At 59.7% G+C, this 25,911-nt stretch carries 22 protein-coding genes and 1 tRNA gene; 9 read left to right on the top strand and 14 right to left on the bottom strand.

Translation table 11 applies throughout. From position 1 onward, the window contains the following. Positions 1–3: 3 nt before the first annotated feature. Positions 4–228: a S1 domain-containing protein gene (locus M8N44_RS00310; RefSeq protein WP_022396293.1), complete on the top strand. Its 225-nt coding sequence runs from the start codon at positions 4–6 to the stop codon at positions 226–228. Between the two features lie 415 nt (positions 229–643). Here the strand turns inward: M8N44_RS00310 and M8N44_RS00315 are convergent, their stop codons facing one another. The 7 genes from M8N44_RS00315 to dinB all read right to left on the bottom strand — a co-directional run bounded on the left by M8N44_RS00315 (position 644) and on the right by dinB (position 7,524). Next, positions 644–1,498 carry an acyltransferase family protein gene (locus M8N44_RS00315; protein ID WP_102749524.1) on the bottom strand — a complete coding sequence of 285 codons (855 nt, stop codon included), beginning with the start codon at positions 1,496–1,498 and terminating at the stop codon, positions 644–646. 30 nt (positions 1,499–1,528) lie between these two features. Then, a complete protein-coding gene (gene recR / locus M8N44_RS00320) occupies positions 1,529–2,137 on the bottom strand; it encodes a recombination mediator RecR (RefSeq protein WP_102721010.1) in 609 nt (202 codons plus the stop codon). After that, the gene (locus M8N44_RS00325) at positions 2,130–2,579 is read right to left on the bottom strand and encodes a hypothetical protein (protein ID WP_102721009.1); all 450 of its coding nucleotides are present in this window, start codon (positions 2,577–2,579) and stop codon (positions 2,130–2,132) included. Before M8N44_RS00325 ends, recR begins: the two co-directional genes overlap by 8 nt. Positions 2,580–2,666: 87 nt before the next feature. Next, positions 2,667–3,914 carry a beta-ketoacyl-ACP synthase II gene (gene fabF / locus M8N44_RS00330; protein WP_102721008.1) on the bottom strand — a complete coding sequence of 416 codons (1,248 nt, stop codon included), beginning with the start codon at positions 3,912–3,914 and terminating at the stop codon, positions 2,667–2,669. Positions 3,915–3,978: 64 nt separating this feature from the next. Further along, entirely contained in the window at positions 3,979–5,682 is a 1,704-nt protein-coding gene (locus tag M8N44_RS00335) for a DUF459 domain-containing protein (RefSeq protein WP_249852972.1), read from the bottom strand. Between the two features lie 135 nt (positions 5,683–5,817). Further along, positions 5,818–6,333 carry a peptide-methionine (R)-S-oxide reductase gene (locus M8N44_RS00340; RefSeq protein ID WP_022396287.1) on the bottom strand — a complete coding sequence of 172 codons (516 nt, stop codon included), beginning with the start codon at positions 6,331–6,333 and terminating at the stop codon, positions 5,818–5,820. A 111-nt stretch (positions 6,334–6,444) separates the two neighbouring features. Then, positions 6,445–7,524: a DNA polymerase IV gene (gene dinB / locus M8N44_RS00345; protein ID WP_102721005.1), complete on the bottom strand. Its 1,080-nt coding sequence runs from the start codon at positions 7,522–7,524 to the stop codon at positions 6,445–6,447. A 684-nt stretch (positions 7,525–8,208) separates the two neighbouring features. Between dinB and M8N44_RS00350 the strand changes: the two genes are divergently transcribed. Next, complete coding sequence (locus tag M8N44_RS00350) at positions 8,209–8,496, top strand: hypothetical protein (RefSeq protein ID WP_102729159.1); 288 nt, start codon at positions 8,209–8,211, stop codon at positions 8,494–8,496. A 71-nt stretch (positions 8,497–8,567) separates the two neighbouring features. Here the strand turns inward: M8N44_RS00350 and M8N44_RS00355 are convergent, their stop codons facing one another. Further along, a complete protein-coding gene (locus tag M8N44_RS00355) occupies positions 8,568–9,521 on the bottom strand; it encodes a bifunctional helix-turn-helix transcriptional regulator/GNAT family N-acetyltransferase (RefSeq protein ID WP_102729186.1) in 954 nt (317 codons plus the stop codon). A 164-nt stretch (positions 9,522–9,685) separates the two neighbouring features. On the opposite strand from M8N44_RS00355, the gene M8N44_RS00360 reads away from it, so the two are divergent. Together M8N44_RS00360 and M8N44_RS00365 are read left to right on the top strand one after the other, a co-directional pair. Continuing rightward, positions 9,686–11,158: a DNA-3-methyladenine glycosylase 2 family protein gene (locus M8N44_RS00360; RefSeq protein ID WP_102729160.1), complete on the top strand. Its 1,473-nt coding sequence runs from the start codon at positions 9,686–9,688 to the stop codon at positions 11,156–11,158. A 15-nt stretch (positions 11,159–11,173) separates the two neighbouring features. Beyond that, the gene (locus tag M8N44_RS00365) at positions 11,174–11,713 is read left to right on the top strand and encodes a methylated-DNA--[protein]-cysteine S-methyltransferase (protein WP_102729187.1); all 540 of its coding nucleotides are present in this window, start codon (positions 11,174–11,176) and stop codon (positions 11,711–11,713) included. A 144-nt stretch (positions 11,714–11,857) separates the two neighbouring features. Here M8N44_RS00365 and M8N44_RS00370 read toward each other — a convergent pair. From M8N44_RS00370 to M8N44_RS00390, 5 genes are all read right to left on the bottom strand, one after another. Continuing rightward, positions 11,858–11,932 (bottom strand) — tRNA-Arg (locus M8N44_RS00370). A gap of 159 nt (positions 11,933–12,091) precedes the next feature. Then, positions 12,092–13,204 (bottom strand): ABC transporter permease, encoded by a 1,113-nt coding sequence (locus M8N44_RS00375; protein WP_102729161.1) that lies wholly within the window; start codon positions 13,202–13,204, stop codon positions 12,092–12,094. 4 nt (positions 13,205–13,208) lie between these two features. Beyond that, positions 13,209–14,315: an ABC transporter permease gene (locus M8N44_RS00380; RefSeq protein WP_102729162.1), complete on the bottom strand. Its 1,107-nt coding sequence runs from the start codon at positions 14,313–14,315 to the stop codon at positions 13,209–13,211. Then, a complete protein-coding gene (locus M8N44_RS00385) occupies positions 14,312–16,075 on the bottom strand; it encodes an ATP-binding cassette domain-containing protein (RefSeq protein ID WP_102729163.1) in 1,764 nt (587 codons plus the stop codon). The genes M8N44_RS00380 and M8N44_RS00385 overlap by 4 nt, the downstream gene beginning before the upstream one ends. Beyond that, positions 16,072–17,094 carry an HlyD family secretion protein gene (locus M8N44_RS00390; protein ID WP_102729164.1) on the bottom strand — a complete coding sequence of 341 codons (1,023 nt, stop codon included), beginning with the start codon at positions 17,092–17,094 and terminating at the stop codon, positions 16,072–16,074. Before M8N44_RS00390 ends, M8N44_RS00385 begins: the two co-directional genes overlap by 4 nt. Positions 17,095–17,225: 131 nt before the next feature. Here M8N44_RS00390 and alaS point away from each other — a divergent pair, with 131 nt between their 5' ends. Both alaS and pssA read left to right on the top strand, forming a co-directional pair. Continuing rightward, positions 17,226–20,054: an alanine--tRNA ligase gene (gene alaS, locus M8N44_RS00395; RefSeq protein WP_102729165.1), complete on the top strand. Its 2,829-nt coding sequence runs from the start codon at positions 17,226–17,228 to the stop codon at positions 20,052–20,054. A 33-nt stretch (positions 20,055–20,087) separates the two neighbouring features. Further along, positions 20,088–20,912, top strand: coding sequence for a CDP-diacylglycerol--serine O-phosphatidyltransferase (gene pssA / locus M8N44_RS00400; RefSeq protein WP_102729166.1), 825 nt, complete (start codon positions 20,088–20,090; stop codon positions 20,910–20,912). A gap of 279 nt (positions 20,913–21,191) precedes the next feature. On the opposite strand, the gene M8N44_RS00405 is transcribed toward pssA, so the two are convergent. Further along, positions 21,192–21,707 (bottom strand): hypothetical protein, encoded by a 516-nt coding sequence (locus M8N44_RS00405; protein ID WP_102720996.1) that lies wholly within the window; start codon positions 21,705–21,707, stop codon positions 21,192–21,194. A gap of 64 nt (positions 21,708–21,771) precedes the next feature. On the opposite strand from M8N44_RS00405, the gene folP reads away from it, so the two are divergent. The 3 genes from folP to M8N44_RS00420 all read left to right on the top strand — a co-directional run bounded on the left by folP (position 21,772) and on the right by M8N44_RS00420 (position 25,625). Next, a complete protein-coding gene (gene folP / locus M8N44_RS00410; protein ID WP_022396274.1) occupies positions 21,772–22,611 on the top strand; it encodes a dihydropteroate synthase in 840 nt (279 codons plus the stop codon). 7 nt (positions 22,612–22,618) lie between these two features. Further along, positions 22,619–25,210, top strand: coding sequence for a YfhO family protein (locus M8N44_RS00415; protein ID WP_102729167.1), 2,592 nt, complete (start codon positions 22,619–22,621; stop codon positions 25,208–25,210). Between the two features lie 190 nt (positions 25,211–25,400). Further along, positions 25,401–25,625: a hypothetical protein gene (locus M8N44_RS00420; RefSeq protein ID WP_102729168.1), complete on the top strand. Its 225-nt coding sequence runs from the start codon at positions 25,401–25,403 to the stop codon at positions 25,623–25,625. Positions 25,626–25,911 lie beyond the last annotated feature (286 nt).

The following is a 25,911-nucleotide window of genomic DNA, read 5'->3' on the forward strand; positions in this document are numbered from 1 at the left end:
CAGATGAAACTTTATCCCTACCAGACGGTGCAGGCAGTGGCCGTTATTGCGGAGCGCATCGCGGATACGGCTTTCCGCGCCACCCTGCCGAACGGCAAGACTACTGTGGCTTTTGTGGAGAAAAAGAACGCTCCGTTAAGAGATGTGCTCAAGCCGGGCGACCGGGTGAACGTGACGATTTGCCCGGCGGATTTTGACCGCGCCCGCGTGGACGGCCTGGCGGAATGACGGGGGATTGAGGTTCCAACGGCATATTTCAAGCTGTTTTCATTCCCCTCCTCATATTTGGGAACGTGGACTTTTTGGCACACGGCAGGGGTACGTTTGTGCAGATCCATTTTATTTGCGGGATGGATTCTGCCATGCGGGCTCCGTGGCCCCTCCCTCCGGATTTTTATTCTGTTTTTAGCCGTTATGGCATTTTCATGTGGAAAGGCATATCCATTTTCCCACCGTTTTAAAGCGTCTGAGGATGTTGAATACAAAGACTGAAACAGCAAAGACAAGAACTGGTTCAAAGAATTTCAGGATGGAGTGCAGCGTGCTGTTTTCAATGCTGGCGGGTATGCTGTGATAGAATAGCATAATGCCTATGGGGTGGAAGACATAGACGAAAAAGACGGAAGGCGCCAGGCTGGATAGTTTAGTAGCCGTTTCCGGGGATAGCCGGGTGCAGGCTATGGCGCATACCATGGGGAAAATGACCATGAAGATGTTTTGGACGGATATCAATATGAGGGCGACATGCTGGCTGCCTCCGGCATCCTGCATGGCGTATTTGCCAACTGCGGCGCACAGCAGCATTACCAGCGTCAAGGATGAAACAAGGGCAAGGTGCTCGCAAATCCATGCGTGAAGACGGATGAATGCGCTTCCTGCGCGCGCAAAAAATACCAAGCAGGAACCAGGACATGCCGTACGCTCCCTGTGCTTTAAATAAAAAGGGGATGTCATCTAAACCCGCATGGTAAATTAATTCGGGGGCAGCCCCCAGAATTTGGAAAATGACGGTAAATAACAACAGTGCCGCATCATTCAATTTACTTAACAGAGGGCTGACAAGGCTTAACAGCAGCAGTTCCCTCAAGAACCACAGTATTCCGTAGGCGGGGAAGGTGTTGAAGATATTACAGCCGAAAACGGCAACCATGTTGGCATAGATGGCATGAAGATTGAATTTGAAGTAGATCAACGCTCCAATCAGGCACCAGAGAAGATAAGGAATGAACAGTTTGAGAAAACGGCTGTAATTGAGCGCCTTTTTACTGTCCTGCTTAATAAACAAGGCTGAAATGAAAAAGAAAACGAAGACGGACCAAGCGCCTATTATATTATCGCTGAAATAGTTCCATACATTGGCATGGGATGCTATAATACACAGCATGGTGAGTACCCGGCAAATGTCAATCCAGACAATACGCCCGTGAGATTTAATCTGCTGTATATTAATGAATTGGTTGTCAGCGATGTTGCTACATGCGTGACTGATTGTTTTCAAAGGGAGTCCGGGTTTGTTTTTAGAGCGTTTTCAAAGGGCCGTCCTGCCTTCCAGCGCTTTCATCAGCGTCAGCGTGTCCGCATGGCTGAGGCCGGCGCCGGCGGGCAGGCCCTGGGCGGGGCGGGAAATTTTGCAGTCCAGTTCTTTGAGCAGGTGGTGGAGGTAGGTGGCCGTGGCTTCCCCCTCCACGTCGGAGCCCGTTGCCAGAATGACTTCACAGCCCGGCAGCCGGGTGACGCGTTCCACCAGGGACTGGATATTGAGGTCTTCCGGCTCCACGTCGTCCAGCGGGGAGAGCTTGCCGCCCAGGCAATGGTACAGCCCGCGGTAGGCGCTGCTGCGCTCAATGGGAATGACGTCCGTGGCCTGTTCCACCACGCAGATGAGGCGGCTGTCCCGTTCTTCATCCCGGCAGGCGGCGCAGGGTTCTCCGGCGGTGCTGAAAAAGCCGCAGACGGGGCACGGCGTGACGTGTTCCGCCGCCTGGCCGATGGTGCGGGCAATCGCCTCCGCTTCTCCCATGTGCCCCTGGAGCATCCACAAGGCCATGCGTTCCGCTCCGCGGGTGCCGATGCCCGGAAGCTGTTTGAGGGCGGTTACCAGTTCAAGCACGGGAAGGGGATAGTCCAGATTATTCATGAGTGGGGGGATGTTCGGAATGATGCGGGCCGGGCGACGGCTGGGGCCACAGGATGGCGAGCGCACCCGCGCTCCCCGCGGAGAGCAGGCACGGAACGGCGTTGAAGAAGATGCCCCACAGCCCCAGCACCGGGGTAAAGCAGGCCAGCAGAAGAAGGAAGGCGGCCAGAACGGCCGTTTTACGGAGTGTTCCGCGGATCAGGATCAGGTCGTAAACCAGGGCCAGCGTCAGCGCAATGCACAGCAGGAAGCCCATGCCGGGGGAGAGGGCCGGAGCATCTGCAGCCAGCAGAAACGGAGCGGAGGCCATGGCTCCCTTCAGGGCTTGCGCCCAGGCGGGGGTGACGCCCAGGGAATACAGCACCACGATCAGGATGATCCCCGCTACGGAGAACAGGGCCCACCGCATGAGCAGAATGTCCTGGTGCGTTTTGGAAGGCATGGCTGTGAAATGAAGAAGGCGGAAGCGCGATGGCTGCGGTGGACACAAACATCAGCGCTTCCGCCGGGAAGGGGTTTCCTGAAAGGGTCAGGCGAATCTCTTCACGATGACGGAGGAGTTATGCCCCCCGAAACCGAAGGAGTTGCTCAGGACGGCGTCCACTTTGGCCTCGCGGGCCTTGTTGGGCACGCAATCCAGGTCGCATTCCGGGTCCTGGTTGTCCACGTTGATGGTGGGCGGGATGATGTTTTCCTGCATGGCCATGAGGCAGGCTGCCAGTTCCACGCCGCCGGCGGCGCCCAGAAGGTGGCCGGTCATGGATTTGGTGGAGCTGATGAGCAGCCCGTTTTTGGCGTGGTCGCCAAAGACGGCCTTGATGGCCTTGATTTCGCAGATGTCCCCCAGCGGGGTGGAGGTGCCGTGCGTGTTGATGTAGTCAATGTCCTCCGGCTTCATGCCTGCGTGTTCCAGGGCCATCTGCATGCAGCGTGCGGCGCCGCGGCCTTCCGGGTCCGGAGCGGTGAGGTGGTGGGCGTCTGCGGAGATGCCGTAGCCGACGAGTTCCCCGTAAATCTTGGCGCCGCGTTTCTGGGCATGTTCCAGCGTTTCCAGAATGACGACGCCGGAGCCTTCGCCCATGACGAAGCCGTCGCGGTCCACATCATACGGGCGGGAGGCGCGCTGGGGTTCGTCATTGCGGGAGCTGAGGGCTTTCATGTTGCTGAATCCGGAGACGCCCGTAGGCAGGATGGTGGCTTCCGCGCCGCCGCAGACCATGACGTCCGCATCGCCGAATTTCATGATGCGCCAGGCTTCCCCGATGTTGTGGTTGGAGGTGGCGCAGGCCGTGACGATGGACATGTTCGGGCCGCCGAATCCGTATTCCATGGAGATGAGGCCGGAGGCGATGTTGCTGATCATGTACGGGATCATGAAGGGGGACACGCGGGCCGGCCCCTTGGAAAGAAGCGTGGCGTGCTGGCTTTCCAGCGTGCCGAGACCGCCGATGCCGCTGCCCACCATGACGCCTATGCGGGTTTTGTCCTCCGCTTCCAGATCCATTCCGGAGTCCTTGAGAGCCATTCCGGCGGCGCCCATGGCAAAGTGCGTGAAGCGGTCCACGCGGCGGGCGTCCTTGGGCGTCTTGAAATACGGGGTGGGATCGAAATCCTTGACTTCACCGGCGATTTTCGTGGAGTAGTCGGTGACATCCATGGACTTGATGGTGTCAATGCCGCTGCGGCCAGCCTTCATGGCTTCCCAGGTGGATGCAAGATCATTGCCCAAGGGGCTGATCACTCCGATGCCGGTGATAACAATTCTGCGGTCGGTCATAATAAGTGTGAGTGGTTGCAAATAATGCTTGAGTCAGAATAGGCGACATTACAGGAAAGTCAAGCTAATCCCCCCCGTTCCCCAGTGCGGGGCGAACGGGGAATGCGGAAGGGGCTTTCCTGCTGGGGGACAAGGGCTTTCCGGATACGGGCGTTCCCTGTTCCGCCGCGGCGGAGCCGGTCCCGCGAACGGATTTCAGGATAAATTCCACAATGGGAGCCGGGTCCGGCAGGCTGTGGGGATGGTGGCCTGCTCCCGGTTTATGGATCACCCGGATGCTGCCGCCCATGGCGCGGTATTTCCGTTCCACTACGGCCATGTTCTCCTCCAGGGGCACCACGTTGTCCGCGTCCCCCACCACGGCGAGTACCGGAATGCGCGCGTTGGCGAGCGGCGCCAGCCTGTTGACGGGGCTCAGCTTTCCGCTCAGGGCTTCCTGTTCCGTAGCGCCGTAAACGTCCAGCAGGCGGAGCCAGTCTTCCGGGGAGCCTGTTCCCTTCCCCCTGCCGCCGGGCCAGCTCGCCACGTCGCAAACGGGGGCGTCCGCATAAATGGCGGCCACCCGGCCGGGATGCAGGGCCGCCCAGTTGAAGGAAAAGAGGCCTCCGCGGCTGAACCCTTCCAGCACCGTTTTTGGGGAAAGGCGGTAGTCCCGGACCAATGTTTCATAAAACCGGTCCATGATGTCCATGGCTGCGGGCGCGCCGTACATGTTCTGCACGTCCACGTAAGCCACATGAAACCCTTCCTTGAGCAGGGCTATGTCCGCCTGCGGCTCGTTCCCGAAGAATTCCTGCCGCCAGATCCACGGCCTGTTTTCCGCCGGGGTTTTGGGGAGAACGAGGGTGGCGTTCCTGCCCGCTACCTTGAAGTGAAGGGACGGGAAGCCGTGCCAGTCCGAGACGGCCACTCCCTCCCGGATGCAGGGAAGAACGGAGACCGGAACCCCCTTCGGGATGCCGGGGCGGCGGTGGCCCGTTTCCGTCAGCCACGCCAGCTTGTACAGGTTGTGGCGCTCCAGGGCTTTCCTGAACTCGTCCCCTTCCGGAAAACGGACGCGGACGGGCACGCGGAGGATGGAGGCGAGGGGAGGCCAAATGGCCCTGGCAATCATGAAGTGGCCCTCCTGCCCGGGATGGACGCCGTCCCCGGCGTAAATGAAGCGGGCATTCCTTTTCTTCGCTTCCCGGATTTGGCGGCCCAGCTCCGGGCGCATGTCCACAACCTTCCAGCCGTCCTTTTTACGGCTGGCGAGCCATGCGGCATAAGTGTCCAGCACCTGGTTGTAACGGGCCGCATCCTTTTCCGGGGTATCCGCCATATAGGGAGGCGGCGTGATGGCGATGAATTGGGCCCCGGCGTCTTCCACTCTTTTTTTCAGCCGTTCCATGCCTTGTTGATAGGCCTGGAAGCCTGATTCGGAAAAGGGCTGCATCATGCCGTCGTTCATCCCATAGCAGGCAATGACGAGGGTGGGCGCGTATTTGGAGAGAATGGAATCCAGGCGGTCATGAAGGCACGGGCGGGGGAAGGCGCCCCCGGCGTGGCCCGGTTCCGACAGGCCGGAGACCGTTTCACTGGGGAGCGCCATGCTGACGATTTCCGCGTGCCGGTAGGCCGGAGTCTGCCGCAGGGCCGCTTCCACCAGGGCAGGCCATTGTCCGGAATAGGGGATGCTGTCCCCCAAAATGGCGATTCTGGGCTCCCCGCCCATGGCGTGCGCCAGGAAAAGGGCCAGCAGGACCGGGATGATGCGCAGGGTGGTCATTCTCATGATACCACATTACGCAGGCGCGGGAATGAATGTTTCAGAGGCGCGTTTCTTCCGGAAAATAGAATTTTCCCGGAGCTTTTATCCGGTTCCCGGCTTTTCCGTCCGGTCCTTTTTTCCGTGCCGTGCGCGTCAATGGGGGCTGTTCGCCATGGCCGGCTGCGGCGCAGCCTGGAATTCCAGGGAAAGGGAATTGACGCAGTAGCGCGTGTTTTTCGGCGTCAGGCGTTCTCCGGTGAAGATGTGCCCCAGATGTGCTCCGCACCGGGCGCATGTGATCTCCGTGCGCCGCCCCTGGCCTGCGTTGATGCTTCTGACGGCGTCCGGCAGGGAATCGTCAAAGCAGGGCCAGCCGCATCCGGCGTCGAATTTGTCTTCCGACCGGAACAGGGCTTCCCCGCACTTGCGGCAGCCATAGGTGCCTTGTTCAAAGAAGCTGACGAACTGCCCGGAAAAGGGCGGTTCCGTTCCCTGGTGCTCGATGATGCGCTTTTCCGTTTCCGTGAGGGGACGGCGCGTTCGGGATGGGCCGGGATCAGGCACGCCCTGGGAGGCGGGAATTCCGCCGTCCACAGCCATGACGCCTGCCACCCCTTCCGCAATCGTTCCTATCCATGATGCCCAGTGTCTACGTTCTTCCTGATTCATACGTACCTATGACCAGGTTGGAGCGGATTTCGCTCATTCATACACCAATATCTTGTGGATAAGGTTGATTTTAAGGGGAGAATACTAAAAATATGGGAGTCTGTGGGAGGATTAGTACTCTAAATCCAGCCAAAGCTGCTCCCAGATTCCTTGCCGCTGTTCTTCCTGGGGGTGGGAGACGGACAGCCCCAGAAGGCGGAACGTGCGGTCCCCGGAATCCAGGTCTTCCATCAAAGTCCGGGCCAGGGGCAGGATGTCCTCCTTCTCCGTCAGGGAATCCGGAACGGTCATGCAGCGGGACTTCTGGACGAAGTCCGGGAATTTAACCTTCAGGGTAAGCGTGTTGCCCCGGAAGCCGGAGCGCGCCAGGCGCCCCGTGAGCTCTTCCACCAGCAGGGGAAGGTGTTGTTCCAGGGCCTCCGCCCTGGTGACGTCTGCCCGGTAGGTTTCTTCACAGCCCACGGATTTGCGGATGCGGGAAGGTTCCACGGGGCGGTCGTCCATGCCGCGGGCGAAGTTGTAGAAGATCCCCCCTATCTTGCCGAAATGGCGGAGCAGGAAATCCAGGCTGCGTTCCCGGAGCTGCGCCCCGTTGGTGATGGAGAGGGCGCGCATGCGTTCGGCGGTGGCGTGGCCGACGCCCCAGAAGGCCTCAATGGGGAGCCGCGCGATGAATTCCTCCGCGCGGGAGGGATGAATGGTGAACAGGCCGTCCGGCTTGCGGTAGTCGGAAGCGATCTTTGCCAGGAATTTATTGTAGGAAACGCCAGCGGAAGCCGTCAGATGAAGTTCCTGCCTGATTTCCCTCTTGATGCGCCGTGCAATGTCGACGGCCAGCGGAATGCCCGGCTTGTTTTCCGTAACGTCCAGAAAAGCTTCATCCAGGGAAAGGGGTTCCACCAGGTCCGTGTAACGGTGGAAGATGGAGCGTATCTGCGCTGAAACGGATTTGTACACGTCCATGCGGTTGCGGGTGAAAATCAGCTTGGGGCAAAGCTTCATCGCCTTCATGGAAGGCATGGCGGAACGCACGCCGAAGCGGCGCGCCTCATAGCTGGCCGCCGCCACCACGCCGCGCATCTCCGGTCTTCCTACGGCGATGGGCTTGCCGCGGTACTCGGGATGGTCGCGCTGTTCGATGGATGCGTAAAAGGCATCCATGTCCACATGGATGATTTTTCTCTGTTTCATGGGTGCGCTTCATGATCCCGGTTAAAGCGGAAATCATGAGGAAAGGAGCGGCCGCATCATAACGCGATTTGCCTGCCAAGTCCAGTTGGACAGGGTAAAGAAAGGCTTGAAAATGAAAGAAAGGGAGGTTTTTGGAAAAGGCGGCGATTTTGAATGAAACGGTTTGGAGGAAGGTGGTTGAGCACCGGAATTTCCAGAGGAAAATGGAGCGCCGTCAGACTAATAGGGAAAGTATCTCTTTCTCCGGTCGCGCCGTGCTGAAAGGAACTTCTCTTCTTCCTAGTCCGGAGATTCGTTTTTTTGCCGGGAACCCGATAAAAGAGGGAGTGGCTGCACTTGATAAGGAAGCGGAAAAATGAAGGGAACGGGCTGGAGGGAAAAACAGCAGGCAGTTTCCCCTCTGCACGGAGGAAACGGACTTGTTGGCGTTGGGGCATGGAAAAGGCGAAGGACGCGGACGCCTTTGCCTTTTCTCTTGATGGCAGTGCGACTTTCGCCATCGTCCGGAACAAGGGAGATTTTTTAAAAAAGATCAGAGGCTCTGGCTGCCCACATTTTTTTCTTGATCACGGGGTATTTGAGGCGAAGGTGTTATGTTCATGGCATGAAGGAACGGCATGCTCCGGATTTTTTTCCTAAGAAAAAACTGCCGGGCACGGAACCAGTTGGAGAAATGGTGACTTCATGATAAAAACCGAACATCAGGAAACGGCGATGAAGAGGTATTTTTCCGGAGAGGAGATTGAAATAGGCGACCATATCACCACGGACGGGGGCGAGGATCATAACGTGATTCTGAAAATCATCGATTGTCCCGCAGTCAGGGACGATTATGGCCTTGATTGTTTTGGCGCCCTGATGTGCAGCTCTCAAACCGGGGGTATCATCTTCGTGTCTTTTGATGAAGTTTGTTCACCAGATACCAGGCTGCTTCACCGGAAAACGAGTGATGACCATTTGACGGCGATATGAGGGGCATGAATTTCTTGGCCGGAGGAAAGGATAGTGGCCCTTCCTTCGGAATGGGCCGGGATGGCGGCGTGTTACTGGAGCGCCAGTTCCATCTGGATATCCACCCTTTCATAGGACGGGCGGTAAATCTCCACTTCCCTGAATCCCGCCTTCCTGTATAGCTGGATGGCCGGGCGGAGCAGGGTATTGCTTTCCAGAAAGATTTTTTTGCAGCCCAGTTCTTTCGCCTTGGCGATGACGGTCCGGCACAACAGCATGCCGATGCCTTTGCCCTGCGCGCTGGGGCTGACGGCAAGTTTGGCCAGTTCGTACTGATGAACGGGATCGTTCTTCCTGCACAGGGCGCATACGCCGACAGGCTCTTCCCTGTAAAGCGCCACAAAGATGTGGCCGCCCTTGTCCAGAATGTGCTCCTGCGGGTGGTCCAGCGCGTGATGGTCCGGTTCTTCCATCTGCCAGTGCGCCGTAATCCATTCTTCATTGAGCGCCTTGAAAGCGGCCCGGTAGCGGGGATCGTAGGGAATGATGGAGACATCCCTGCCTTCCCGTTCCTTTTTTGCTTCCTTCACCCGTTCCAGCAGCGTTTTTTCCGCCAGCAGCCCTTCCCATTCTTCAATGGCGCGCCACAGGTCGTTCCGGGTTTGGCGGGAAATTTGTTCCACGGCGGCTTCCACGTCGGGATATTGTTCCGCCATGATATCGGACATTTTCTTTCCCTTGGCGGACAGCATGACGAGGTTTCTCCGTCCGTCCGTTTTGTCCTTCTTTTCTTTCACCAGCCCCCTGGCGCCCATTTCCTTGACAATGTTGCTGACGGACGGGTGTGAATGCCCTATTTCCCTGGCAATGGAGGTGATGGTCTTGGCTTCCCCCTCTGACAGGACAAAGAACACGGGAAACCATTTGGGGCGGATGTCCACGCCGTACATGCGGAAGATCAGGGCGGCGTCATTCGTTATTTTATCCGTCAGCATCCGCAGTCTGCTTCCAATGGCCATTTTTCCTGTCCGGTTGAAGAAATCCATATTCCCGTCTCCTGTTGTATTGTTAAAAATGTAACTGATTACGTAATTGGTTATATAATTATTCCCCAATGTCAAAATAATTTTTTTGGATGCATGTCCGAAAATGGCGGGAATCATGTCCGCGGTTTGCTATCATGAGCCTCAACCGTGGAGTTTGCAAAACCATGAAAGGAAATGAAAAGGCCTGGTATGCCGCGTTTAAATCCAAGGATGCCCGTTTTGACGGCCATTTCTTCGTGGGGGTGGCGTCTACGGGCATTTACTGCCGCCCCATATGCCGCGCAAAGCTGCCCAGGGCCGGGAATTGCACCTATTACGCCACAGCGGCTGAAGCGGAACGGGCCGGATTCCGGCCTTGCCTGCAATGCCGCCCGGAGCTGGCGCCCGGAACCGCTCCGGTGGACGCCGCCGCTTCCCTGGCGCGCCGTGCGGCCGGTTTCCTGGAGGAGAATTGCGGAGACATGGAAAGCCTGGAAGAGCTTGCCGCCCACCTTGGCTGCACCGGGCGACATTTGCGCCGGGCTTTTGCCGCGGAGTTCAATGTTTCCCCCATCCAGTATTTGCAGACTCTCCGGCTGCTGCTGGCGAAGAATCTCCTGACAAGCACGAGGCTTTCTGTTCTTGACGTTGCCATGAGCGCGGGGTTCGGCAGTTTGCGGCGCTTCAATGAATTGTTCAAAAAGGAATACAGGCTTTCCCCGGCGGCATTGCGGAAGCTGGGGAAGGGGGGAAAAGAGGAGGAGGGTTCCGGAATAACGCTGACGCTGCCTTACCGCCCTCCCTACCGGTGGGAGAGGCTGCTTGAGTTCCTCGCGCTGCGGGCCATTCCCGGCGTGGAGGCCGTACGCGGCGGGGAGTATGGCCGCACCGTGCGTCTTGCAACCAGAAGGGGGAAAGATGTCTATGGCTGGATACGGGTGGGCCATTGCCCCGTGAAAAATGCGCTGATCGTGGTGATCGCGAGGTCTCTGCTTCCCGCCTTGTCCCAGGTTCTTGCAAGGGTACGCCATTTGTTTGACTTGTACTGTGACCCGGCCGCGGTGGATGAAACGCTGGCTTCCATGAACGGCCTGTCTCCGGGACTGTATGTTCCGGGAACCCGTCTGCCCGGCTGTTTTGACCCTTACGAGCTGGCGGTGCGGACAGCGCTGGGACGGCAAATTTCCATGAAAGCCGCGAATGCTCTGGCGGGGAGGCTGGCGCGGAGCCATGGCGAGCCCGTGCGGACGGGGATGGAGGGGCTGACCCATGCGTTTCCTGCGCCGGGGAAGATTCTTTCCCTGAGCGGCCCGGGAAGCGCCGGATGGGACATTCCCGGAATGACCGCATCCAGGGGCAGGGCGGTTGTCGAGCTGGCGCGCGCGTTTGAAGAAGGGAGCATTGATTTCAGTTTCCGGGCCGATCCTGAGGCTGAAATGAAAAAGCTGGCGGGGCTCCCCGGCATCGGAATATGCACGGCGCAGTATATCGCCATGCGGGCCTTTGGATGGACGGATGCCTTTCCTTCAACCGATCCCGGCATTAGAGAGGCGCTCTCCCCGCGCACGCAAAAGGAAATTCTTGCTCTGGCGGAAGGCTGGAGGCCGTGGCGCGGCTATGCTGCCGTCAATTTATGGAATTCACTGAAACAACACTGAAATAATAGAAAGATGATGTATTACTCAACACACTATTCGTCACCCCTTGGTCCGCTCACACTGGCGAGCGATGGGGAACATCTCGCGGGCTTGTGGCTGGAGGGCCAGAAGTATTTTGGAGATACCGTCAGCGGGGACATGGAGGAAAGGGACGGCCTGCCGGTATTTGCCGCGGCAAGAGACTGGCTGGACAGGTATTTTGCGGGCGGCAGGCCTCCGGTAGCCGAATTGCCGCTGGCCCCCGTGGGGGGAGAGTTCCGCCAGGCCGTATGGAAGATTCTCTGCGACATTCCCTACGGAGAGGTTACCACTTACGGAGAGATTGCCCGGAAGATGGCCGCGCGCGGGAATAGAAGGAGCATGTCTGCTCAGGCAGTAGGAGGAGCGGTGGGGCATAACCCCATTTCCATCATTATCCCGTGCCACCGGGTGGTGGGCGCAGGCGGGAGCCTGACGGGCTATGCCGGCGGAATTGCCGCGAAAATCAGGCTTCTGAAGCTTGAGGGAGTGGACATGTCCCGCCTTTTTATGCCGAAAAAGGGCACCGCCCTTTAAGGGGGGCAGGGAATGTCCTGCACAGGCGGAACGTTGCCGCCAGACGGTGCGGAGGGGTAATCAAACGCCGTTCCGATGTCTTGCGATTTCAATCAAACAAAAACCGCAAGCACTGATAAACAGCAACTTGCGGTATGAAAAGTCTGGTAGGCCCGGTAGGAATCGAACCTACATCGTCGGTACCGGAAACCGATGTCCTATCCATTGAACGACGAGCCCATGTTCCCAAGGAACGAGAGAGATAGAATAGAAAAAACGGGCCGGATGCAAGTATTTTTATACGGGTGACGGGATTGGCGTGATGAAAATATTAAAGACCAAAGACTAATGGCAAAAGGGCGCCAGAATGTTCCGGGCTCGGGAGAGCAGAGTTTTCCGTCAGGAGATTTTATGGTGGAAGGAGAAGATGGCTGCCAGAACGGCCACCACCGTAACAGTCATGATGGCCGCAAAGAGGGGCCAGAGGTCCAGGAATCCGGCCCCTTCCAGGAAGATGCGCTGGATGAGTTCCAGCCCATACCTCATGGGGTTGAGCAGGGTAAGGTCCTGGAAGATGTCCGGCATGCTGGAGATGGGGGTGGCGAAGCCGGAGAGCATGACCATGGGAACCAGCAGCAGGAAGGTTCCCACAATGGCCTGCTGGAGGGATTGGGCGAAGGAGGAGATGCACAGCCCGATGGCCGCCGCGGTGATGATGAAGAGCAGAATGGCCGCGGCAAGCAGCCAGATGGAGCCCTGGAAGGGGATGCGGAACCAGAACATGGCCACCAGCACCACAAAGACGGCCTGCATGGAGCCGGTGATGACCGTGGCGATGCCTTTGCCCAGCAGGATTTCCCCCGGGTTGTACGGGGCCACCAGGAGCTGGTCGAAGGTGCCTTCCTCCCGTTCCCGGGCGATGGAGAGCGCCCCGGAGAGGATGGAGTTGATCAGGGCCAGGACGGCAATGAGGCCGGGCACGATGAACCAGCGCGTGATGAGGTTGGGGTTGAACCAGGAGCGGGCTTCTATTTCCACCGGGGAGGCGCCGCCGTTTCTGGCGGTCAGGTCCGCGCCGAAGCCGGAGGCGATTTGCTGGGCGTAGCCCAGGGCGATGGCTGCCGTGTTTGCGTTGCGCCCGTCCGCAATGAGCTGGAGGGAGGCGGGGCGGCCCGTCTGGAGGTTGCGGGAGAAGTCCGGAGGAATGGTGAGCCCTACGACGATTTCCCGGTTGTCGATCATGCGGTCGATGTCCTTTTCCGTGGCTGCCGCGGCCTGCCGCCGGAAGATGCCGGTTCCCTCCAGGTCCGCGATGTACTGGGCGGCCGTTTCCCCGCCGTCCTTGTCCAGCACGACATAAGGCACGCGCGTGACGTTCATGGTGGCCGCGTATCCGAAGATGCATATCTGGATGACGGGCGGGATGATCAGGGCCATGCGGCTTTTTTTGTCCCTGAGCACGGCCAGCAGTTCCTTTTTGACGAGGGAGGCTATTCTGACGAAGAAGTCCATGGCGTTATTCGAGGGATTTGGGGGCTTTCAGCCGGGCGATGCCCATGAGGACGACGGCAAAGACGCCCAGCGTGATGCAGCACGGGATGATGACGGAGGGGATGTCCCCTGCCAGGAAGAGGGTCTGGAGCAGGGTGACGTAGTAGCGCGCCGGGATCATGTAGGTAAGGGCGCGCACGGCGGGCGGCATGTTCAGGATGTCGTACAGGAAGCCGGAGAGCATGAGGGCCGGCATGAAGGTGCCCATGATGGCGAACTGGCAGGCCAGGAACTGGTTTTTCGTGGCGGTGGAGATGACGAGTCCCAGCCCCAGGGCCACGATCAGGAACAGGGCGGAGACCGCCAGCAGCAGGGTGAGGGAGCCGCGGATGGGGATGTCAAAGACGAAGGCGGCGAAGATCATGGAGATGGCCAGGCTGACCATGCCCAGCAGGAAGTTGGTGGCCGCCTTGGCGGTGAGGATTTCCCCGCTGCCCACGGGGGTGACAAAGAGGCTTTCCAGCGTGCCCCGTTCATATTCCCGCGCCATGACCAGGGAGGTGAGGAGCGCCCCGATCATGGTCATGATGGTGACGATGACGCCGGGAACCAGGTAGTAGTGGCTGTCGTTGGCTTCATTGAAGCGGGTGCGCGTCTGCACGTCCAGCACGGGGGCGGCCCCGCCGCTCAGGGAGGCCGCCCAGGAACCGACGACGGCCTGGAGGTAGTTGCGTATGAGGGTAGCCTGGTTGGCGTTGACTCCGTTGACCACGATCTGGACTTTCGTAACGCCGCCGTTGAGCGTGTCCGGCGCGTTGCTTTGCAGGGCAATGAAGGCGTCCGCCTGATGGGTGCGCAGCTTTTCCTCCGCCTCGCGGGAGGAGAAGACGCGGGTGGTCTGGAAGTACCTGGAGAGGGTGAGGCGCGTTTCCAGGTTGGTGGATTCGCTGGAGGCCGGAACGGCCAGGTACGCGATGCGCACGTTTTTGATGTCCATGCTCATGCCGTAGCCGAAGAGGAGCAGGAGCACGGCGGGGAGAATGACGGCGATGCCGATGTTGCCGGGGTCCCTCACCACCTGGTGGAGTTCCTTGACGATGAGGGCGCCGATGCGTTTGAGGGAGGCCTTCATGATTCTTCCCCTCCCTTCCGCATGTGTTCTTCCGTGATGGTCAGGAAGGCGTCTTCCAGGGAGGCCGGGGCGCCGTCTTCGCGGGGCGGGGCATATTGGCGTATTTCATCCGGAGAGCCTTCCGCCAGTGTGGTTCCGTCCATCATGATGAGCATGTTGTCGCAGAATTCCGCTTCTCCCAGAAAGTGGGTGGTGATGATGATGGTGACGCCTTTTTCCGCCAGGGAGTTGATGCGCAGCCAGAAGTCGCGCCGGGCCAGGGGGTCCGCGCCGGAGGTGGGTTCGTCCAGGAAGAGGATGTCCGGGGAATGGAGCAGTCCGCACGCCATGCTCAGGCGCTGCTTGTAGCCGCCGGGCAGGTGCGCGGCGGGGGCGTTCATGTACGGGGTGAGGTGGAATTCCTCTTCCATGGAACGGATGGCGTCCCGCCGTTCCTTTCCGGCCATGCCGTAGGCCCCGGCAAAGAATTCCAGGTTCTGCCGCGTGGTGAGCATGCCGTACATGGAGAATTTCTGGGCCACGTACCCCACTTTTCTGCGCGCCCTTGCGGCGGCGGTTCTCAGGTCCGCTCCGGCCACGTTAAGGGTGCCTCCGGTTGCCGGAAGAAGGCCGCAAAGCATGCGGAACGTAGTGCTTTTTCCGGCCCCGTTCGGCCCCAGCAGGCCGAAGACCTGCCCCCGGCTGACGGAGAAGCTGACGTGGTTGACGGCGGTAAAGTTGCCGAATTTGCGTACCAGGTCCGTTACCCGGATGATGGTTTCCCCGCTTGTTCCCTGGCCGGGAGGGGGAGTTTCCGCGGGAACGGGGATGTCCTGCGGGGTGAGGTCCGCCTGTCCGGCCAGCAGGGTCATGAAGCCGTCTGAAAAGTCCGGCTGTCCCGGCTGCGGGTGGTATTCCTCCAGTTTCCGCCGTGTGGGGTGGTCCTGCGGCAGGATGATGCGCACGGTGCCTCCCTGGGGAGTGGCGTTGATAATTCCGGGCAGGGCGGCCAGCCTGCTCTGGAACTGGCGCGCATGGATGCCTTCCGGCGTGCGCACGGTGATGCACATGCCTTCCGCGCGGGCGATGACGTCCGCGGGCGGGGCATCCATCAGCAGGCCCCCCTTGTACATGATGAGGGTGCGGTTGCAGTAGGCGGATTCATCCATGTAGGAGGTGCTGACCAGCACGCCCACGCCTTCCTCATGGGAGAACTGCCCCAGGATGTTCCACAGTTCCCGGCGGGAGAGCGGGTCCACCCCCACGGTGGGTTCATCCAGCAGAATCAGGGGAGGGGAGGAGACCAGGGAACAGCACAGCCCCAGTTTCTGCTTCATGCCGCCGGAGAGCTTGCCCGCCAGGCGCGTGGTGAAGCGTTCCAGGCTGGTCATGGAGAGCAGGCTGCGGAAGCGTTTTTCCCGGTCCTGGCCGGAGACGCCGTGCATGCGGGCGTAAAGCTCCATGTTTTCCTTTACGGTAAGGTCCTCGTAAAGGCCGAATTTCTGAGGCATGTACCCGATGGAGGCCTGAATGGCCCGCGCCTTTTTAACGGAGTCCAAGTTCAGTACGGAAATGGAGCCTTCATGCGGTTTCATCAGCCCCGTGATGAGGCGGATGAGCGTGGTTTTTCCCGCACCGTCCGGCCCCAGCAGTCCCACGATTTCGCCGGCGGAGAGGCGGAAGGAGACGCCGTCCACCGCGGGAAAGGGAACGCCCGCCGGGTCCGGAAACATTTTGCGGACGTTCCGGCAGTCAATCAGGGGCTGGGAGTCCGTAGTCATGGCCTGGGCTGTTCCGGAGGCTGCGTTCCGGCATTCTGGTCCAGGGGGATGGTGACTGTGGCGGGAGCGCCCAGCCGCAGCCGGTTGTCCGGGTCGTCCACGATGATGCGCACTTCATAGACCAGGGCAGTCCGGAGGTCCGGCGTTTCCACATTCTTGGGCGTGAATTCCGCCACGGAGGAGATGAAGCCTACCGTTCCCTTGAAGTCCGTATCCGGGAAGCTGTCGTTGTGCACGGTGGCGGAGAAGCCGGGCTTCACCTTTCCCAGCTGGGATTCGGTCAGATAGGCCCGCACCCATTTGGTGTGGTTCAGGGAGAGGTTATAAACAGGTTTCTGCGGGGAGGCCATGTCCCCCTTTTCCAGAATCCGGTTGCGCACCACGGCGTTGCCCGGCGCGTAAAGCACGGCATCCTTCAGGTTCTGTTCCCTGATGACCAGATTGGCCTTCGCCTGGTTGTACTGGGCCAGGGACTGGGCAATGTCTTCCACGCGGGAGCCCGCCAGCAGCAGTTCCAGCTGTTTTCTGGCTACGTCCAGATTGGCCGCCGCCACTTGCTGGGAGGCTACGGCGTCGTCCGCCTCCTGGCGGGAGATGGATTTGGTGTCGGCCAGCGCCACCAGCCTCTTGCTGCGCACTGCGGCGTTGTTCAGCGTGGCTTCCGCCGCCTGCACGTTTGACCGTGCCTGGGCTATCTCCTCCGCGCGCGGGCCGTTTTTAACGCGGAGGTAGTTCTGCCGCGCGGCCTCCGTTGTCTGCCGCGCTTCATCCACGGCCTGCTGCAGGCGCACCGTTTCCAGCGTGGCGAGTTTCTGCCCGGGGACCACGGTGTCCCCCTCGTCCACCAGCACGGAGTCAATCCGCTCGGAGATCAGGAAGGCCAGGTCCACCTGGCGCAGGTCCACGTTGCCGTAAAGGACGGCTTTATCCTCAGGCCCGGACGGAGCCTCCCGGTAAATGAACCAGGCTGCCGCTCCTGCCGCGCAAAGAAGAATCAGGAGGATCACCAGCTTTTTCATGTCTCTATTTATACATCTGTATAATTTTTTACAAGTAAAATACAGCCGTCATGACGGAGAAGGAATTAGCGGTTTACTAACGGGGTCAGAACAGGCATAATCCGGCGACTTTTACTTTTCCTATTATTGATATGATGACCGCCACCGAGATACGCCAAAGCTTCCTGGACTTTTTCCGCGAGAAACAGCACACGGTCGTGCCCTCTGCTTCTTTGATGCCCCAGAGCCCGGGATTGTTGTTCACTAATGCCGGCATGAACCAGTTTGTTCCGTATTTCCTGGGGGTATGGACTCCGCCGTGGACGCCCGCCCGCGCCACGGACACCCAGAAGTGCATCCGCGCCGGCGGCAAGCACAACGACCTGGAGGATGTGGGTTATGATTCCTACCACCATACGTTTTTTGAAATGCTGGGGAACTGGTCCTTCGGGGATTATTTCAAGAAGGAAGCCATCCGGTGGGCCTGGGAGCTGGTGGTGGAACGGTGGGGGTTCCCGGCGGAACGGCTGTACGCCACCGTATACGCGCCGGACAAGAGCAAGGGCGATCCCGGAGAGTTTGACCAGGAGGCCTGGGATTACTGGGCGGAGCTGTTCCGTTCCCGCGGGCTGGACCCGGACGTGCAGATCGTGCACGGGAACGTGAAGGATAATTTCTGGATGATGGGTGAAACCGGCCCCTGCGGCCCCTGTTCCGAGCTGCACGTGGACCTGACCCCGGAGGGGGATACGAAGGGCAGCCTGGTGAACAAGGATTCCGACCAGTGCATAGAAATCTGGAACCTGGTGTTCATCCAGTATAATGCGGAGAGCGACGGCTCCATGCGCAATCTTCCGGCGTGCCACGTGGATACGGGCATGGGCTTTGAACGCGCGTGCTCCATCATGCAGTGCACGGACGGGTTCAAGGATTTTTCCCGCAAGCCGTCCAATTACGCCACGGACGTGTTCCGCCCCCTGTTTGACCGCCTGGAGGTGCTGAGCGGACGGAAGTATGCGGACGTGTATCCGGCGCCCGGGTCCAAGAAGGTAGGCGCGCAGGATGATTCTCTTCAGGAGGCGATTGCCTTCCGCGTGATTGCGGACCATCTGCGCACGCTCAGTTTTTCCATTGCGGACGGTATTCTGCCGGGCAACAACGGCCGTAATTATGTGCTGCGCCGCATTCTGCGCCGTGCCGTGCGCTATGGCCGCCGCCTGGGCTTCACCCAGCCGTTCCTGGCGGAGCTGGTGGATACGCTCGTGGAGTCTTTCGGACAGGTGTTCCCCGAGCTGGCCGCCCGCGCCTCCACCGTGAAGGAGGTGCTGAACCGTGAAGAGGCCAGCTTTAATGAAACGCTGGATCGCGGCCTGGAATTGTTTGACGCGGAAACGGCTTCCGCCGGAAAGGTGAGCGGGGAGTTTGCCTTCAAGCTGTATGATACGTACGGTTTTCCGATTGACCTGACGGCCCTGCTTGCGGAGGAACGCGGGCTGGAAATTGACATGGACGGGTTCAACAGGCTGATGGACGAGCAGCGGGAACGCGCCCGCGCCGCCCGCAAGAGCGAGGTGGTGCGTGCCCTGGATTTGAAGACGGACGCCGTGACGGAGTTCACGGGGTACGATGTGGACGAATGCGCCGCCACGGTGCTGGAAGTAAGCCGCCAGGGGGATTCCCTGTTCATTATTACGGACAAGACCCCGTTTTACGCGGAGATGGGGGGCCAGGTTTCCGATGCCGGGTTGATTGAAATAGGGGGGGACAGCTACCATGTGATGGCCGTCCAGCAGATCGGGAATGCCCGCGCCCATGTGGTGGAAGCCCGCGAAGGGCTGGACGTGAAGCCGGGGGACCGCGTGCATCTGAGCATTGATGCGGAACGCCGCCGCCGTGTGGAGGCGCACCATACCGCCACCCACCTTCTTCACTGCGCCTTGCACCAGGTGGTCAGCCCGGATGCGGCCCAGCAGGGTTCCTTTGTATCGGAAGACCGCCTGCGCTTTGACTTTAACAGCGGCGCCGTCACGCCGGACCAGCTCCGCCGGATTGAGGAGAAGGTAAACGGCTGGATTGAGGAGGCCCTGCCGGTGCACTGCACGGAACGCGCCTATGCGGACGTGAAGGGAAATTCCGCGATTGCCCAGTTTTTCGGCGACAAGTACGGGGACGTGGTGCGCGTGGTCCAGGTGGGCGGCTGCCGGAATGAACTGGACGGCGTTTCCATGGAGTTCTGCGGCGGCACGCACATTGCCAATACAAAGGATATAGGCCTGTTCAAGATCAAGAGCGAGGGGGCCATCGCCTCCGGCGTGCGCCGCATTGAGGCCATGACGGGAGACGCCGCCCTGGAGATGATCCGTCAGCACGTCGTTGCCAGGAGCCTGGAAATCGCCAGGGCGGTGGAAAAGATCAAGGAAGTCAATTATGAGCTGGCGGACATGGGGCTGGAACAGGTTCCGGTTCCCACGATTGAAGACAAGCCGGGGCTGTCCGCCCTGGGCGCTTCCGACATCCGGACGGTGAATGATTCCCTGGCGCGTTTTGACGCTTCCGTGGAGCATTTCAAGCAGACGGCCCTGGATGCGGAAAAGAAGCTTAAGAAGGCCCGCGCCGGGCAGTCCGCCGCCAGGGCTGACGCCCTGCTGAATGAATGGCTTTCCGATGACCCCGCCTCCCTGATCCAGGTGGCGGAGGGTGCCGGGGAATTGCTCCAGGAATTGCTGAACGGGTTGAAAAAGCGCCAGTATGCGGGCGCCGCCTTCCTGCTGTGCGTGGACAGTTCTTCCTTGCTCCTGGGCGCTTATTGTGGCAAAGATGCCATTGCGGACGGATTGTCCGCCGGGGATATGATCCGCGAGGTTTCCGCTCTTGCCGGAGGCAAGGGGGGCGGTCGGCCGGACCAGGCCCGCGGTTCCGCCCCGCAGGATGCCGATCCCCAGGCGCTGGCCGCGGCGGCACGCAACATCATTAACGGGTAAGCCCTTCACGGGGCGCCCCACTGGACACCGACCATGGACAAGAAGATTTTTCCGGACGAACCTGAGATTCCCATTCTGCCGAACCTGTTTACGGCAGGGAACCTGGTGTGCGGGTTTTTCGCCATTCTGACGATTTTTGAAGGGATCAACCAGGCGGACAGCGACGCCGTGGCGGCTTTCTCCTATTACCAGAATGCCACGTTCCTGATTTTCGCGGCGTGCCTGTTTGACTTGTTTGACGGCCGCATTGCGCGCATGCGCGGGCAGGACGGCCCGTTCGGACGGGAGTTTGATTCCCTGGCGGACATTGTCTCCTTCGGCATTGCTCCGGCGCTGCTGGTGGCCAAGGCGGTCCTGTTCCAGCTTTCTCCGCCGGAGGTGGGCTGGGGCATAGGCATCCTGTATCTGCTGTGCGCCGCCCTGCGCCTGGCGCGGTTCAACTGCATGGCCGCCGCTCCCCGGAAGGAGGGGCAGAGCAGCGATTTTGTGGGGCTGCCCGTTCCGATGGCGGCGGGCGCCGTGGTTTCCACCATGTACTTGGTGATGTATCTGGCGGGCAGGGCTCCGGACGGGGCCATGGACCTGGGCGTGTTCAAGTACGTGATTGCCCTGGCGATGGCGGGAGTGTCCGTCCTGATGATGAGCCGTGTGGTTTATCCCAGCTTCAAGCACATCAACATGCGCACGCGGGGGACCATGTACGCGATCGTGCTCATTGTGCTGACGGTCATCTGCATCTTCAAATTCCCGTGGGTGATGCCCGCGGTCATTTTCTCCATTTACCTGCTTTACGGGCTGGTGCGCCCCTGGGTGGCCCGCCGCTGGCGTAACAGGCTGGAAGCCAGCGATGGAGAATAAAAGGGCTTTTTAGGAAGCTGTTCCTCCTTTAAATGGGTCGTCGTGCGCCTGGCCAGGGTGGTTGGCGCGGATTTGCCGTGTTTCAAACCTCGGGCATGCCTTTGGACCAGGTCTTTTTCTGGGGAAAGAAAACGTCCGTCTCCGGAACTCGCCGCAATTTTCCCGCACGGCGGTATAACGTCAAACCGGCCGCGCATCACAGAGACGGCGGCCGGTTGAAAGACGGAGAAAACGGATGGCATGCGCGAAGGGGGAACCATTGCCCCGCGGGTCCGGCGCTTACTTGCTCTTCTTTTTAAAATCGTCGGCAAAGGGGTCCTTTTCCGGAGCGGTGGGAACGGCGTGCGTCTCAATGTCCTTGGTGCTCTTGACCAGCGTGATGCACACGGGCTTGCTGCGGTTGCCCATGTCGTCATATGTGTAAAGGAAGCGGCGCACGAGTTCCTTGCTCTTGGAATCGAACATTTGCTCCTCCCTCAGGTTGGCGTTGCCGTCGTAACCGTAGCGTACGAAAAAGAGTTCGTTCTTCTGCCCGTCAAAGATCAGGCATGAGCGCAGTTCTCCAAAGGGGCCTCTTTTGTAGAGGGTTACGGAAACGAGAACGTTGTGGATGTTGTAAGTGGTTTTTTTCATCCCCTTGCCGTCCCCGGTCTTTTCAAAGTAGCTGCGCGACCCGTCTTCATGCTTGACCATGCGGGAGGAAGCGGTCTGGACGTTGAAATCATCCTGGCTGGCCGCCAGGGCTCCGGCCGTCATGAGCAGGGGGATGATGAGAAGCAGGGGCGTTGTTTTCATGGTGAAAAAAGTGTTTCTGACTTATTAAAGTGATGTATAGTGCCTTTGACAAGAACGTAATTAGATGAACTGGCTTGTAAGGCGAGACATATTGAATGTGGCGCGCGGCGGCGTGCTGATGGGAATTGTAAACGTCACTCCGGATTCCTTTTCCGACGGAGGGCGTTTCCATACGGTGGAACGCGCCGTTTCCCATGCAAAAGAGCTTGAGCGGCAGGGAGCCCTTATTCTGGACATTGGGGGGGAATCCACCAGGCCGGGTGCGGCGGAGGTCTCCGTGGAGGAAGAACTGGACCGGGTGCTTCCCGTGGTGCGGGAACTCCGCCCATGCACGGACGCCGTGATTTCCGTGGATACGCGCCATGCCGCCGTGGCGGCGGCTGTGCTGGAAGCGGGAGCGGACGTGATCAATGATATTTCCGGATTGCAGGAGGAGGGAATGGCGGAGCTGTGTGCGGAGGCGCGCTGCGGCGTAGTGGCGATGCACATGCAGGGACGGCCTGAAACGATGCAGAACGCGCCTTTTTATGAAGACGTGGTGCGGGAGGTGCGCGGCTATTTTGAGGAGCGTTATGATTTTCTGCTGGGCCGCGGCCTGGTCCCGGAGCAGATTTGCTGGGACCCTGGCATCGGCTTCGGCAAGACGCTGGAACACAATCTGGCCCTGCTGTCCAATATGGACAGGCTGGAGGTGGCGGGACGTCCGGTATTGTTGGGCCTTTCCCGCAAGCGCATGCTGGGAGCCGTTCTGGGTGATGCGGAGCAGGGGCGTGCGCCGCTGAGCACCGCCGTGATGACGGTATGGGGACATTTGCACGGCGCCCGTATTCACCGTGTTCATGATGTGGAGGAATGCGCCCGCGCCCTGCGCCTGGTCCAGGCCGCCGAACCGTTTGTCCGCTGATTGAGCCATGGAACCCGCTTCTTCCCGCCCGGTATTGACGTCTCTGGCGTCTGTTGCGTTCGCCCTGGCTGTTCTGTTCCTGTTCCTGGCGGTGCGCGGAATTTGGCCGCTTGGCGGCCATTACCTGGAATACATGGATAACGGGCAGATGGTGTATCCCACCTTGAAATATTATGCCTCCGCTCTGATGACCGGAGCGTTGGACGGGTCCTTCTTTTATGATGTCAATGGAGGAGCGGGCATCCGCGTGAGCCCCTCCCTGCCGCACCAGCTGCTGGTTCCCTCCACCTGGATTGTGGTGGCGATGGGAGACTCCTTTCTGTTGAAGGACATGGTATGGGTGATGCTGGCGGACGCGGCCTGCATCTGCCTGACGGCTTCCTGGTTTCTGAGACGCGTCTTCCCCTCCCTGCCCGTATGCTGGACCGTGCTGCTGACGGCGGGTTATGCCCTGGGGGGATTTTTCCAGACCAAGTACGGGTTCATGCAGTTCCTGGACCACGCCGCCATGTTCCCCCTGTTTGCCCTGGGCCTTTACCAGCTGGTGAACGGAGGGAGGGGGTGGCTGTATGCCGTCGGCCTCTTTCTGCTGGCTACCTCCATGTACAGCGCTTTCATGGCCGTCGTGACCGGCTGGCTGTTCGCGTGGGCCTTCACGCTTCCCCTGAAAGGGACGGCAGAACGCCGCGTCCGGCTGGCGCGCGTGTTCTGGTACACGGCGGCGGTGACGCTGGCGACCTGCTATTACTGGCTGCCCATGATGGAGATGAGCCGGGATTCCATGCGGTCCCTGTTCATGACTCCCCCCACTTTTTTTGAACTGTCCTGGCCGTTTGACCCTCCCAAATTCCTGGAACGCCTGTATTCCTGCCTGCCGGGAATGGCGTGCACCGCTTTGGCTGCCGTCTATCTGGTTTACGGGAGGAAGGAGGCCCCGCCGGCGAACAAGGGGAGGCGGCTGTTTCTTCTCCTGCTGGCGGCGTCCGTGCTCCCTGCGTTCATTGAACCCCTTCACCGCGCCGCCCATCTGTGGAGCTACGTGGATTTTCCGGTCCGGTTCGGGTTCATTCCCAATCTGGTGGTGGCGTCGTTCTGCGCCTGGATCCTGTCCGGCGGGAGGCTGCCGCAGCCGGCGGGGCGGCGCTGGGGCTGGGGATGGAGCCTTGGCCTTCCCGTGGCGGCGTTTGCCGTCTCCCTGATTGTCCTTCACGTGACGGATATGGACCTGGTGGCGCGCCTTCTGCCTCTGCTGTTTTTTTCATGCGCGTGGCTGTGCTGGCGGCATGCGGAAGGCAAAAGGCTGGGGTGGTCCATAGCCGCCGTGATTCTGCTGGGGCTGCCCGTGGGGGCTGCCGCGTTCTGGAAGCAGGGAGAAGAGGAAAAGGCCGCTGTACTGGCCCTGAATGCGGAATGGCTGGCGCGCGGAATGGACGGGTACGCCGGGCTTCTGCGCGTGAAAGACAGGGACCGCCTGCTGGTGGACAACGCGGATTGCCTGGGGCCTGTCCCGAGCATCGGCAACTTCCGGCATACCACGAGCATCAGCCATTTCCGTTTTCTGAAAAACCTGGGGTACCGGGATGAATTCACGCGCACGTATGGTCAGGGGGGTACCCTGTTTTCCGATCTGCTGCTGGGCCATGGCTTTTTGCTGGCGTCCCGTCCCGTGGAAGGAATGGAGAGCGTGCTTTCCCGGGAAGGCATGTATTTATACAGGCTTCCGGGCGCCCGCTGGGGGCTGGTGGTTCCCCAGAGCGCGCTGGGGCTGCGGCTGGATGCGGAAGCCGGCGTGTTCAGCAATCTCAATGCCCTGCATGCCGCGCTTTGCCCGTCAGCGGAAGGCCCCCTGTATGCTCCCGTGGAAGTGCGGACGGAGAGGAATGGCAACTTTTACCGGATGAGCGTGCCGGAATATCCCGGCGCGGTGTACGGCTTCCCGCAGACGGATACGGAGGAACTCCGCGTCAATGGCCGCGCGGTGCCCGTCATGGCGGAAGCGCAGAAGGCCCCCGGCGGGACGTGCCGCACCTATAATGGAGCATTGGAATTAAAGCGTGCGGGTGTAACCGGGGAAACCGTGGTGGAGGGAAGGATGCGGCGGCTGGTGGAGGCTCCTCTTCTGGCGGCTGCGGCGCGAATGCCGGAGCAGGATGTTCCGGTTCTGGGGAAAGGCCAGGATCAATACGGGTTGGAGGCGCACGGACGCGGAGGCCATGTGGAAGTGTCCCTCTCTGCCGGAAAGGGGGAGGCGCTGATGGTTCCGGTGGTGCATGACCGTGGATGGAAGGCCACGCGGAACGGGGTGGACGTGCCCGTGGAAAAGGTGGGGGAATTGATGGCGGTGCGCCTTCAGGAGGGGCGGAACAGGGTGGTGTTTGATTATTATCCGCCTCTGTTGAAAGAATCTCTGTTTGTTTCAGCCGGAACGGCTCTGCTTTTTCTGCTGTATGCGTGGTGGGCGCGGCGGCATCCGGAATCCCAGCTCAGAAGGATGGTACTGGCCTGTGGATACAGGCTCTTTCTGTGTTGCGCCGCCGTGGTGCTGGCGGCCGTTTATGTGGGGTCCGTCGTGTTGTTTGTGGTGCAGTCCATGCTGTAACGGTTTCCGGGGAATGGAGAAAGCCGCCTTCAGCCGGTTCATGTACAGGATTTGACCGCTCCTGGCGGTCCCGGGAAGCGTTGCGGGAAGACGGGTAAAACAGCGTGATTGAAGCAGTGGGGCCGGAAACGTATACGTTCCGTGGATTGTTTTCCATGCTGGGAAAGGTGACGGGGCCCGTCGTCCGGTTTTGCCCGTTCCTCCGTGGGCCGCCTATGCCGCCGTCGGCATCATGGGGATGCTTCATCGTGACGTGATGCTGACCAGGGATGAAATCCTCGGGCTGATGGAGGACAGGCCCTGCGTTGAAGGCATTCCGCCTGCCGGCTCCATCCGGCTTTCCGCAGGGGCGGAAAAGCATGCCGCGGATTTGGGAAAAGCTTATGCTTGTGAAATGTCCCGGAGGAATTGTTGATGATGAAATTAATGACTTAAAAACGGCTTAGACTATTTCTCGCGGAGTCAAGTTCGATGTCGTTGACATCTTCTACGTTTATTTCCAATGAATTAATTTTCAACAAACCGGGGGGGAGGAAGCGTGTTCCTCTTTTCAGGGGTTCATTTTTAGTTTAGTTATTTTTCAGCAGACTGGGCCGGTTTCGTTGAACTGGATCTGTACCAGTGGCTCAGTCATCTTTTTTGCGCTCCTTGGCAATTAGACTTAACAATTGACTTTTTACGTGTTTATTTTACTATTTTTT

The organism is Akkermansia massiliensis, assembly GCF_023516715.1.
GTDB lineage: Bacteria > Verrucomicrobiota > Verrucomicrobiia > Verrucomicrobiales > Akkermansiaceae > Akkermansia > Akkermansia massiliensis.